This window comes from Streptomyces sp. NPDC006879 (genome assembly GCF_042869595.1).
Lineage (GTDB): Bacteria > Actinomycetota > Actinomycetes > Streptomycetales > Streptomycetaceae > Streptomyces.
This window is the reverse complement of record NZ_JBIAGC010000013.1, coordinates 142,880-154,250: the sequence shown is the minus strand read 5'-3', so window position 1 is coordinate 154,250 and position 11,371 is coordinate 142,880. Positions and strand designations below refer to the sequence as shown.

The 11,371-nt window shown below is 69.8% G+C and carries 12 protein-coding genes; 2 read left to right on the top strand and 10 right to left on the bottom strand.

Annotated features, from left to right (window positions below):
* From ACFYMC_RS13650 to ACFYMC_RS13605, 10 genes are all read right to left on the bottom strand, one after another.
* Window positions 1-260, bottom strand: a 260-nt coding sequence (locus tag ACFYMC_RS13650) for a transposase (protein WP_388523466.1), incomplete at its 3' end; no start/stop codon positions are given.
* Window positions 261-956: 696 nt separating this feature from the next.
* The gene (locus ACFYMC_RS13645) at window positions 957-2,087 is read right to left on the bottom strand and encodes a hypothetical protein (RefSeq protein ID WP_388523428.1); all 1,131 of its coding nucleotides are present in this window, start codon (window positions 2,085-2,087) and stop codon (window positions 957-959) included.
* Window position 2,088: 1 nt separating this feature from the next.
* Complete coding sequence (locus tag ACFYMC_RS13640; RefSeq protein WP_388523425.1) at window positions 2,089-2,592, bottom strand: DUF4365 domain-containing protein; 504 nt, start codon at window positions 2,590-2,592, stop codon at window positions 2,089-2,091.
* Between the two features lie 200 nt (window positions 2,593-2,792).
* Window positions 2,793-3,836 (bottom strand): serine hydrolase domain-containing protein, encoded by a 1,044-nt coding sequence (locus tag ACFYMC_RS13635; protein ID WP_388523422.1) that lies wholly within the window; start codon window positions 3,834-3,836, stop codon window positions 2,793-2,795.
* Window positions 3,837-3,951: 115 nt separating this feature from the next.
* Window positions 3,952-5,040 carry a glycosyltransferase family 4 protein gene (locus ACFYMC_RS13630; protein ID WP_388523463.1) on the bottom strand — a complete coding sequence of 363 codons (1,089 nt, stop codon included), beginning with the start codon at window positions 5,038-5,040 and terminating at the stop codon, window positions 3,952-3,954.
* Between the two features lie 29 nt (window positions 5,041-5,069).
* A complete protein-coding gene (locus ACFYMC_RS13625; protein ID WP_388523419.1) occupies window positions 5,070-5,606 on the bottom strand; it encodes a deoxycytidine triphosphate deaminase in 537 nt (178 codons plus the stop codon).
* Window positions 5,603-6,142, bottom strand: coding sequence for a dCTP deaminase (dcd, locus tag ACFYMC_RS13620; protein ID WP_388523415.1), 540 nt, complete (start codon window positions 6,140-6,142; stop codon window positions 5,603-5,605). Before dcd ends, ACFYMC_RS13625 begins: the two co-directional genes overlap by 4 nt.
* Window positions 6,139-7,371 (bottom strand): metallophosphoesterase, encoded by a 1,233-nt coding sequence (locus ACFYMC_RS13615; protein ID WP_388523413.1) that lies wholly within the window; start codon window positions 7,369-7,371, stop codon window positions 6,139-6,141. The genes dcd and ACFYMC_RS13615 overlap by 4 nt, the downstream gene beginning before the upstream one ends.
* Window positions 7,368-8,690: a UDP-N-acetylglucosamine 1-carboxyvinyltransferase gene (locus ACFYMC_RS13610; protein ID WP_388523410.1), complete on the bottom strand. Its 1,323-nt coding sequence runs from the start codon at window positions 8,688-8,690 to the stop codon at window positions 7,368-7,370. Before ACFYMC_RS13610 ends, ACFYMC_RS13615 begins: the two co-directional genes overlap by 4 nt.
* Window positions 8,687-9,139 (bottom strand): ATP-binding protein, encoded by a 453-nt coding sequence (locus ACFYMC_RS13605; protein WP_388523407.1) that lies wholly within the window; start codon window positions 9,137-9,139, stop codon window positions 8,687-8,689. Before ACFYMC_RS13605 ends, ACFYMC_RS13610 begins: the two co-directional genes overlap by 4 nt.
* A gap of 170 nt (window positions 9,140-9,309) precedes the next feature.
* Here ACFYMC_RS13605 and ACFYMC_RS13600 point away from each other — a divergent pair, with 170 nt between their 5' ends.
* Complete coding sequence (locus ACFYMC_RS13600) at window positions 9,310-10,593, top strand: helix-turn-helix domain-containing protein (RefSeq protein ID WP_388523404.1); 1,284 nt, start codon at window positions 9,310-9,312, stop codon at window positions 10,591-10,593.
* The gene (locus ACFYMC_RS13595) at window positions 10,590-11,132 is read left to right on the top strand and encodes a flavoprotein (RefSeq protein ID WP_388523401.1); all 543 of its coding nucleotides are present in this window, start codon (window positions 10,590-10,592) and stop codon (window positions 11,130-11,132) included. The genes ACFYMC_RS13600 and ACFYMC_RS13595 overlap by 4 nt, the downstream gene beginning before the upstream one ends.
* Window positions 11,133-11,371: the final 239 nt, after the last annotated feature.

Sequence of the window (11,371 nt, the reverse complement as noted above, 5' to 3'; positions counted from 1 at the left end):
GCCTGTCGGGGGTTGACCGCGTAGATGCGGTAGCCGGCTGCGATCAGTGCCTGCACCCAAGGCCCCCGGTCGGTCTCGATCCCGACCATCACCTGCCCGGGCTCCGGGTCCTCGCTGTTGTGCCGGGCGATGAGGGCGTGGAGCTTCGCGATGCCTTCCACGCCTTCCGGTAGCCGCGCGGTGGCGAGCTTGCGGCCCGTCTCGTCCTGGATCTCGACATCGTGGTGGTCTTCGGCCCAGTCGTCACCGATGAACAGCACCAGCACCCGCCCCCTCGCTCTCTTCCGATCACGACGTGCAGCCCGCGGGAGACACGGCTCGCTCTCTAATGGATCAAGTGCTCACGCCCAACCACCGGGCGGGCACGCCATCCCATCAGCAGTCAGGCCTCCCGGCCGACCAACGGGGGCACGGTCTGACCACAGAACTCGCAATGGCTCGGAGGTACGGAGTGCTCACCCGCTGGCAGCTACGAACCGTAGTCTCCTACGGCCCGACGAGACCCATTAGAGGCACTTTCTGCTTTCCTGACCGCCTGCCGGACAGCCTGCTTCATGAAAGCGCGAGGCTAGAGGAGGAAGGTCATGCGCGCACGGGATGGTCCGCGCCGGCCACCCCACCCGCCACGTCACCCTCGACGACGATGTTCTCAGTGCTTCTACCGGCACGTCGTGGCATGGTCGCCTGAGGGGGCGGGTATCGGCTGGTCATGGCCGGGCCGAGCCCTCCGGCGGATTGCCGGACCACAGCCCGGGCAAGGGCGGCTCAGCGGACGGGTGCAGGGGTGGTCTCGTTGCTCAGGCGCGCGGAGGGTGGTTTCGAAGTCTTCGGCTCGGACGGTGATGGACGTGCTGGTTACGCGGCACCGCTGCCTTTACGGCGCCAGTGCCGCAAGGGCTGGTGCCAGCCGTGCGGGCCTTCGGCTCACACGGCTGAGCTGCGCAGCAGAACAGCAGCTACTGCCCAAGTGATGGATCCGGTCCGAAGTCGGCGACCTGCAAGGTGGCCGATCCTCCGGGCGGGCTGTTGAGGACCCCGCGGACGCGCACGGGGATGCCGGAGTCGTGGCAGCGGACCGCTTCGTGGTAGCCGGCGTCGGGGAGGTCCATCCAGACCGTGCGGCTGCGTCTCTGGATGAGGGCTTGCACGCCCACCCTGCCTGTCTCGTCGTCCGGATGGCGGTTGAGGTGGGTGACCAGGCCGAAGATCACGTTCTCGCGGCTGTAGACGCTCGTCTTGAGCTGGTCGGACACCCGCTCCACGATCGCGATGGCGTCGTGGTTGAACTCGACCTCCCGTGGTGTGCCGGGTGGGGCTGAAGCCACGCGGGACCAGTTGAAGGTGACGTCCAGTGTGTCGACCGCTTCGCTGTTCACGACCTTCGAGAGAGCTTGGCAGAGCTCGTACGAGACGCCCTCCCCGATGGAATCCGTGATCTCGCTGGGGGTGGGTACCCGCTCGGCACCAGCCATTTCCTCCAGGACGCCCAGGGCACGGGACATGGTCGCGGTGACCCGTCGGTCGAAGAGCGTCTCCTCGACCTCGATGTCGATCTGTTCCTGTCCCCGCTCGTACACGTCCAGCGGCGATCGTGCCTGGCTGATGATGGGCACGATGTAGGAGCCCTTGCGGGTCTGTCCGAGGCGGACGTCGCGGGCCTGATCCCGGGCGCGAGTCGGGAAGTTGCGAAAGTGTCCCTGGCGGCGGATGGTGGCTGCGGCCGAGGCCACGCGGAGGCGCTTGGCGGACTGGAACAGCTCGAATCCGGCGTCCAGCGGAATCGATCCGTCGCGAATGGTGGGGTGGGAGGCCCTGAGGTCCGTGACGTCGTGGTACACGGACGCGATGGCGTCCTGCACGGTCCGCGTGTCTTCGGCGCTGATACGCGCCAGGTCTTCGACGAGCATGCGTGCGCGTTTCCCGAAGTCCGGGGCTCCCGGCTTCATGGGGACGAGCACGACTTCCTCGGTCGGTCCTGGCAGGCGCCAGAGCTCGGCCACGTCGCCGCCGGACACGGTGGACCAGCCGGTGACCTTGAGGTAGCTCCGGATCTCGTCGGGCCCGAAGGGAAGCGTGTCGGTCGCCATGTCAGTGCACCCCCGTGCTGCCGGACAGGAGAATGCTGCGTGCCATCTCGAACATGCCGCGCATGGACTTCACCGAGAGCTGTTGCTCCTCCGGGAGACTGATCGCGGTCGTGGCACGGCTGGCAACCGAGTCGCGGCCGTGCAAGCAGGCCCAGTACCCGTGGCAGGCCAGCACGATGGAGTCGGAGTGCTGGGTGACCCAGAGTTCGAGGTTGGAGGGCACCACCAGGAGAACCAGGTGGCCCGGCGCCGAACGCTCCCTGCTGCGGAGCTTGTTGTAGGTCTCGACGTCCAGGTCGAAGCTGTACCCGCCTCGGATGGTTCGCGGACTCTGGGTGCACTTGAGCTGGAAGTCCACCATCAGGCCGCCGTCCCGGAGCGTGACGTCCACACCGTCCTTGTCGACGTTCCAATCGCCCACGGTGTAACCGCCTTGGGAAGCGAGAGCGTGTACGTACGCGCGACTGATCTGTTCCTTCTGCCAGCTTGTCGCTTCGCCTGCCACGCGCCCTCCCCCTTGTCGCTTGATCGGGAGAATAGGTGCGGGCGAAGCATGGGGGAACAGGGCCTCAACGCGCAGACAGGCTGTAGGCGTCGACAGCGCTTCTTTTGAGCCATGCCTCTCCAGCAGGGGCACGAGTCCTCGTCCATGAAGCCGTTTGCCGTCAGTGACATGGGCGGTCTGCTCTGGGCCGTAGGGAGAGATCAGACGAATGCCTCCTGGCGGAAGGCGTTGCGGACGTCGGTCAGCGGCTGGCGGTCGCGGGTGTAGTAGAGCTTGTTGGTGAGCAGCACCGCCCACCGGTCCTGGGTGGGGGAGATCCACATGCCGGTGCCGGTGAAGCCGTAGTGGACCCAGACGTCTTGCTCCCCTGGGGTGCCGGGGGCCGGGTGCCAGAACAGGCCGCGTTCCGGCTGGAGGCCGCCGGTCTGCACGGTGAGGGAGCGGGCGCTCCACTCGGCTCCGAAGCCGGCCTGGGCGGGGGCCGTGGTGGGGGCGAGCATGTAGCGCAGGAAGACGGCCAGATCGTCGAGGACGGTGAAGGTGCCGGCGATGCCGCACACCCCGCCGAGGAGCCGGGCGGAGAAGTCGTGGGCGGTGCCCTTGAGGTGGGTGCCGGTGTCCTGGTCGAGCTCGGTGGGAGCGCAGCGGGACGCGATGCCGGCGGGCAGCGGGCCGAAGCGGGTCGAGTCCATGCCGAGCGGGCGCCAGGTTCTCGTCTCGCAGAGCTGGTCGAGGGGCTGGCCGGAGAGGTGTTCGGCGAGGTAGCCGAGGATGAGGGCTGCCCTGTCGGTGTACTCGACGGCTTCGCCGGGCGGCCGGTTGAGGGCTTCGTGCAGGACTCCGCGGCGGATGTCCGCGGGGTCGGTGCCGTAGAGGTTCTTCAGCTGGGCCCGGAGGGGGAGGCCAGCGGTGTGGGTCAGGAGCTGCCGGGTGGTCACGGTGCCGAGGGGGTGGCCGGTGACCTCGTCCCAGAAGGTGCCGAGTGGCACGTCGAGGTCGAGGACGCTGTCCTCCCACAGGGCGCCGATGGACGCCCAGACGGCGAGGATCTTGGTGAGGCTGGCGGCGTCGAAGACGGTGTTCGGACGCATCCTCACGTCCGGTTCGTCGGGGTCCAAGACACCGGTGGCGCCCGTCGCCCGGACTCCGCCGGAGTCGCCGACGGCCCACACCGCTCCCGGGTAGACCTTGTCGCGGACGCCTTCGCTCAGCAGATTCTCGATGCGGTCGGTGCGGTACGGCATGGTCTCCCTCTTCGTGTGGGCATCCCAGCGGCCAGCGTAGTGACGTCGGCCGGCCGGGCCGGGCAACGGCGTGCCGGTGGTCGCGGGGCATTGCCCGGCCCAGCCCCGTCGGTTCTCAGGTGAGCTGGCGGCCGAGGTCGGCCAGTTCTCGGGCGGTCTTCGACAGGGGGTACTGGGCAGCGTTGGCGTATCCGGCCTGCCTGAGGGCGGGGAGGAGACCGGGTTCGGTTCGCAGGCGGTCCAGATCCCGGGTGAGCGCGGAGGGGTGGGTGAAGTCGGTGGCCATACCGGAGCGGGCGAGGGCTTCGCTGAGGCCGGGGACGGGCTGGTAGAGGACGGGGAGGCCGCAGGCTTGGGCTTCCAGAGCGACCAGGCCCATGGCCTCCAGGGTCGTGGAGGGCATGACGAGCACGTCGTGCTCGGCGAACGTTTTCCACAGCTGGGGACGGCGGAGCCAGCCGAGATAGCGAGCCCTCACCCCGGCCCGTTGCAGCCGTGGGGCCAGCACGCGGAACTGGGCGTTGGGGGCGGCGATCGACAACTCGACGCCCTGGAGCGGGGCCACGCTCCGGATCAGGGCCTCGACGCCCTTCTCGGCGGTGAGCCGGCCCGCGTACAGCAAACGGAGGTGGCTCTTGGACGTGCGGGTGGTGCGCGCGGGCGGGTGAGCGAGGAGGCGGTCGGGGATGCCCCAGGGGATGTGGGTGATCTTGCGGCGGTCGGTCTGCGGGGCGAGCTTGAGGAGGCGGTCGGCCATGGCGCCGGTGGGGACGACGATGGCGTCGGCGGCCCGCGCGGTCGCCCGCAGGACCTGGAGCTGGTCGCGGTGGGCTTCGGCGAAGAGCAGGTCGGTGCCGTGTACCAGGGCGATGCGGGGGTGCGCGGGCAGGGCCCTCATCAGGGCGGGGGTGGCGCCGAAGGCGAGGTGGTGCAGGTGCAGGACGTCGATCGGGGAGGGGTTGATCGCCGCCGTCAGGGCTCTGCGCAGGGCGGCGACGTAGCGGCCGAAGGCCGGTCCCTCCAGGCACTTGCCGCCCGCGCTGAGCAGGTCGAGGCCGGCCGGTGTCCGGGGGCGGGGTCCGGCTGGGGCGAGCATGAAGGCCCTCGCGGGGATGAGGGGTTTCTCGCCGGTGTAGAGGTCGAGGAACAGCTCGACGCTGCCGCCGGGGCTGCCGGCGGGCAGGTCCAGGAACGTAGCGGGCATCGGTTCCGGGGTGGGGCTGACGTGGAGACTCACCGGCGGCCTCCGTCGATCTCCTCGTAGAGGCGTGAGATGTCGATGCCGTCTGAGGCGGCGTACTTTGCGAGCTGCCGCTGGTAGCTGGCCGGTGTGCCCTGGGTTGTCAGAAAGACCAGCTTGCCGAACGTCATGCCCGGGTAGACGCGGACGGGCCGGGCGGCCCGGATCTCCAGGGTCCAGTGGATCGCGTGGCCCTGGTGCCCGAGCGGGGCGGAGACGTGGACCCAGATGCCGAGGGCTCCGATGGTGCGGTCGCCGTTGAGCATCTGCGCGTACGTCTCCGAGCCGGTGCGCTCGTGGGTGACGCCGAGGTAGAGCAGTCCGGGCTGGAGGACCAGGCCGGTGCTGGGGATCGTCTGCTCGGTGTAAGCGGTAGGGGCTGCGGCGTCGAGGTCGCCGGCGCACACGCGGAGGGTGTTGCCGAGGCGCCAGTCGTAGGCGTTCGGGGAGACGCGGGCGGGGTCGTATGGGTCGATGGTGATCTCGTCGGCGCGAACGGCGGCGGTGATCGCGGGGCCGGTGAGGATCACGGGGCGACCGCCCCGACGCGGGCGGCGTCCCGCCAGTAACGGGAGGGCTGGGGGCCGTCGGCGGCCTGGTACTTGCCCGCGTACAGGTCGATGTCGCCGGTGGAGACGAAGAACATGATCTGCCCGATCTTCATGCCCGCGTACACGCGCAGGGGCCGGATCGGGGAGAGCATCAGGGTCCACTGGCCGTGGAAGCCGATGTCGCCGATGGGGGCGGTGATCTCGACGAACAGACCGAGCCGGCCGACGGAGGAGCGGCCGAACAGCAGCGGGACGAAGGTGTCGGAGCCGACCTGTTCGAGGGTGTGGCCGAGGTAGAGCTCGCCGGGCTGGAGGACGTACCCGTCCTCGCCGATCTCGACCGTGGCGGTCGGGTTGGGCTGGTGGGCGTCGATGACCGTGGTCGTGTAGGTCAGCAGGGTGGGACCGAGGCGGACGTTGTAGCTGTTGGGGTTGACCTGCCCGGGTTCGAACGGGCTGATCGTGAGGCGGCCGTCGTGGGCGGCGGCGGTGATCTCGGGGCCGGTGAGGATCATCGTGCGCCTTCCTCCTGGGCGGGCAGCGGGGTGGCGAGGGTGCGGCGGACGGCCTCGCCGAGGCGGAGGCCGGCCTGGTGGGTGCGTCCGCCGAGGTGGGTGTCGGCGAGGTAGTCGGTCGTCAGGACGGACCGGATGCCCTGCGGCAATGGCCAGGGCGCGACGGCCAGTGGGCCGGTCTGCTCGGTCAGGTGCTTGAGCAAGCTGTCCGGGGCGTCGGCGTATCTGTCAGGGAGGAAGGCGTGGACGAGCTGGTTGTCGAACGGCTCGATGGCCAGCAGGTCTCCGAGCGTCAGGGTGTCGCCGAGGTACGTGGGCCGTAGGGCGGTGTCGTTGAGGATGACGGCGTCGGCTCCGAGGCCGGTGTGGAGCCGGGAGGCGACGTCCTGGAGGAGCTGGTGTCGGTCGAGGACGGCGTCGCGGTAGGGCTCATTGACGGTGCCGAGGGCCGTGGCGAGCATTCGGTAGGTGGAGGCGATCTCCTCGTCCAGGTCGGCGAGGTCGTCCGGTACCGGTGTCGGAGTGGGGAAGAGGGCGGTACGGGCGGCCCAGCCGGAGCCGACGGGTTCGGCGGCGGCGTATCCGGCGGCCAGCTCCCGGCCCTTGACCACGAGGGTGTCGTCGACGTGCACCGGTCCGTAGGTGTCGCTGTGGCAGTGGCCGGCGAAGATGACGTCCACGAACGGGCAGGCCCCGGCGAGCTTGAGGTCCTCGTCGAAACCGGAGTGAGACAGCACGATCCACGAGTCCACGTGGTGATGGTGTTCCAGCATCAGCTCGCGCAGCGCTGCCACGGGGGCCGTTACGTGGTGCCCGGCCCGCTGGCCTGCGGGGATGGTGTGGAACGCGCTCACGCCGATGACCGCGGTGACAGCGACCCGGCGGCCGTGCACGTCGACGACGCGGAGACGGTCGAACAGCGGTCGTCCGGTGGCGTCGTCGACGGCGTTGGCGCAGACCGTCATCTCGCGCAGTCCGGGCTCGAAGTAGTGGGGCCAGCCGTGGTTGCCGGGCGCCAGCACGTCGTACAGCGTCGTGAGGATCTCCCTCTCGATGGCGCCCTTGCCCAGCCGGTAGTAGCCGGTGCCCTCGAAGAAGTCCCCGCAGTCGACGACGAAGCTGTCGTGCCCCATGGCGTGCAGGTGCGCGAGCATCGGCACGGCGTCGGCGAAGGCCGAGTGGACGTCGGTGGTGGCGATGATTCGCTGGAAGCGCCTGGTTGCGGTCATGGGGTGACCTCGCAGATGTCGGCTCCGAGAGCGAGGAGCTTGCCGGGCAGGTCGGCGTGGCCGCGGCGGATCTGGTCGACGCCGCCGAGTGTCGTGACGCCGCGGGCGGCGAGGCCGGCGACCATCAGTGCCGAGCCCGTGCGGATGTCGGTTGCCTCTACTCCGGCACCCGTCAGCCTTTGGGGGCCGGTGAACCGGCATTCGGTGGAGGACAGTTCGGTGATCTCCCCGCCCATGCGGACGAGCTGGGGGATGAGGTTGCTGTGGCGCCCGGGGTTGATCGGGTCCGAGAACAGGTGGGTGCCGGGGAAGCCCAGGGCGAGGCCGAGGAGCGGCGGCTCGAAGTCGGCATCGAGGCCACCGGGAGCCAGAGTGGCCATGGCCCGCAGAGGGCGGCCGGTCGGCTGGGTGTCCCGTCCGTGGACGACCAGGGTCTCCGGTTCGTTGGTCGTGGGGATGCCCATCCGTTGGAGGGCGCCGACCAGCGGCGCGACATCGGGTGCGTGGACGCCCTCGATCCGCGCGGTGCCGCCGGTTGCGGCCACGGCGCAGGCCAAGGTCCCGGCCTCGATCTTGTCTCCTGGCACCTTCCAGACGGGTACGTCCTCCTCCGGGACGGAAGACGGCGGCACGAGAGTGAGGATGCGTTCGCCGGCACGGCACTGGTACCCCACAGCCGTCAGTGCGTTCAGGACGCCGAGGACCTCCGGGGAGAGGTTCGGCTGCCCGAGCCGCAGCGGCGTACCGGCCACTACAGCGCGCAGGACTGCGGCGATCGTCGCCCCGCGCGAGCGGAACGGCAGCACCAGGGACACCGTGCCGCGGACCGTCTTACCGGCTTCGACGACGTACCCGTTGTCATCTACGCGGACGCGGTCGCCGAAGGCTTCGTACACCTTGAAGTGCTGCTCCATGCCGCGGTCGCCGATCCGGCATCCGCCCGGCCAGGGAAGCCGGGCCCGGCCGCACAGGGCGATCAGAGCGGGGACGAGGTAGTACGAGGCACGGATGCTGGAAGCGGCCTCGCCCAGGCCGTCGGGCGTCGGGGCCATCTCGCGGGGAAGGACGAGGACGGTGTGGTCGTCCCCGACCGGATGGGCGGTGTTCCAGCCCGCCTGCCGCAGCAGGTCCAGCAGGGTCTGGACGTCCGAGCTGGCGGGCACGTTGTCGAGCCGGACGGGGCGAAGGAGGGCTGCCGCAGCGGCTACGAGCGGGAGCGCGGCGTTCTTCGAACCGTCGACCGTCACGGCACCGGTGAGGGGTCGGCCGGGCCGGATCGCGATGACCTGGGACATGACGGCGGGGACGTGGGTACTCACGTACAACTCCTTTGCGTGGGAAGGGACATGGCGGCAGCAGCCCCGGTCAGAGGCGCGGCAGCCAAGTCGATCTCGGCCCAGCAGCACTTGCCGGAGTCAGTCGGCGTCGTGCCGAAGCGGTCCGCGAGGACACCGACGAGGAAGAGACCGCGTCCGCCCTCGCTGTCCTCGTCCGGCAGCGCCGGTTTCGGCAGAGTGCGGCTCGCGTCGCTGACCTCCACCCGCAGGGCCGCGGCGCAGAACTGGATGACGAAGCTGATCGGCTGGTGGCCGGCGTACCGGACCGCGTTCGTGACGAGCTCGCTGACGACCAGCTCGGCCGTCTGGATGGCTTCCGACGCCGCTGTCACCGTCGGGCAGGCGGTTATGGCCTCCCGCATCTGGCGTCGTGCCGTGGGCACGGCGGCCAGTGTGGGCGGGAGAGTCAAGGTGAGCTGGTGCGCTTCCACGAGCGGCCTCCAGAAGTCGGATCGACCACCCCAAGAAACCGCGCGGTCAGCCCAGTTCGCGACGCCGTGTGCCCGTCCCGCATCGTCTATGCAGAAGCTGCATGAAGCCTCTGCATCGCTCGCCTACGCTCGACCGCAGGGGCATGCTCGACGCGGACGGAAGGGCATGGATGGCAGACGTGAAGACCGAGGCCGAGAAGATCGGCGAGACGATCAAGCACGCCCGACAGCGCGCCGGCCGCTCGCAGACGGACGTTGCCACCGCGCTGGGCTACCACCAGTCGAAGCTCAGCCGCCTGGAGAACGGACGGGGCACGGAGGACACCCGGGTCTTACGCGCTGTCGCCTCCGAACTGGGCATCGCCTTCCATTTTCTTGGCCTGAGCGACCCCGGCCCGTCCGTAGAAACGACCGACGATCCCGAGACAGAAGACATGCGCCGCCGCACATTCCTCGCCGCGAGCATCGCCTCCCTCACGGCCCCGGCGACACCCGCCACCGCCGCCCATGACGACCTTGTACGCGCACTTCTCCCTGGCCCCAGAGCAGGCTCCGCCTCTTCGTGGAACGGAGAGATGCAGCCCCTGCGGGACAGACTGACCACCGCCCGCCGCCTCTTCTGCACCTGCGACTACGCGGAGCTGGAGGCGATGCTGCCCGGTCTCATCGCCGATCTGCGGGAGGCGACAGGTGATCACCGCAACACCGAGGAGACGGCCGGGCTTCTGGCCACCGCGTACAGGACCTCGACGAGCCTGCTGCTCAAGCAGGGCGACCAGGGCAACGCCTGGTTGGCGGTGGGACGAGCCATGGCAGAGGCCGAGCGCTCCGGCGACCCCGTCGTCCTCGCCTCCAGCGTCCGCCTTCACGCCCACGTCCTGACCCGCGAGAAACACACCGCCCAGGCCGTCACCCTCGTCCGCCACACCGCGGGCCAGCTCGCCGGCTCCTACGATCGACATCCGCCCCGATACCTCGCCGCCGTCGGTCTGCTGCTTCTACGGGGAGCGACCGCGGCCAGCCGTGGCGGTGACCGCGCAGCCACCCGGGAGTTCCTCGACGAGGCACGGGAGGTCGCCCGGTACGTCGCGCTCGACCAGCCCGACGCCTGGGCCAACTTCAGCCCGACCAACGTCGCGATCCATGCCGTCAGCGCCGCAGTGTCCTTCGGCGACGCCGGTATCGCCCTGAACGCCGCGGCACCCCTCATGCGCCGGCACATTCCCGCGCCCGAACGACGAGCAGCGCTCTGGGTGGAAGTCGCGCGTGCCTACAACCAGCAGGGCCGCCTGGCCGAGGGCTACCAGGCCCTCCGTATCGCCGAGACCTGCGCCGCCCAGGACGTACGCCGCCCCGCCGTCCGCGACCTGGTCGCCGACATGGCCGCCCGCGACCGGCGACGTACGCTGCCCGAGCTCCACCACTTCAGCCGCCGACTGGGAGTCCCCGCGTGACCGCACAGCCGTTCCTGTACGTCGTCGTCTGCGCCGCCGGCATCGCGGGCGAGACTCACAAGCTGATCACCGCCGCGCAGGAGCAGGGCTGGGGCGTCGGCGTCATAGCCACCCCCCAAGGGCTCGGCTTCCTCGACACCGAGGCGATCGAGGCCCAGACCGGCTACCCGATCCGCTCGGCCTGGCGCAGCCCGGGTGACCCGCGCCCGCTCCCGCCGGCCGACGCCATCGCCGTCGCGCCAGCCACGTTCAACACGATCAACAAGTGGGCGGCAGGCATCGCCGACACCCTCGCCCTCGGGATCCTGTGCGAGGCATACGGGATGGGCATTCCGACTGCCGTCCTGCCGTACGTGAATGCCGCCATGGCCGCACACCCGGCGTACGGCCGGAGCCTGGACCAGCTGCGCGAGATGGGCGTGCTGGTCGGGTCGTACGAGCCTCACCGCCCCAAGGCAGGCGGTGGAGCGGACCGCTTCCGGTGGGAGGAGGCGCTGGAGCTGTTGGACGGCAAGATCGCAGGCTCTTCCGGAAGGTGATCGCCGTTCCCTTGGGGAACGCGACGGCTGTTCCCCAAGGGAACGCATTCGATGTTCCTTTGGGGAACGCGGCGGGGCGGTGACTGCGTGCGTTCCAGGGAGCGCCACGGCCTCGACATCACTCGGCCGGCATGGGACTGCACGGCTAGGTCTCACCGGTTGCTTGCCCCGTTCATTCAGTGAACAGATGGGCCGTTCACGCAGTGAACGCCCCATCTGTTCACTCCGTGAACATCCCG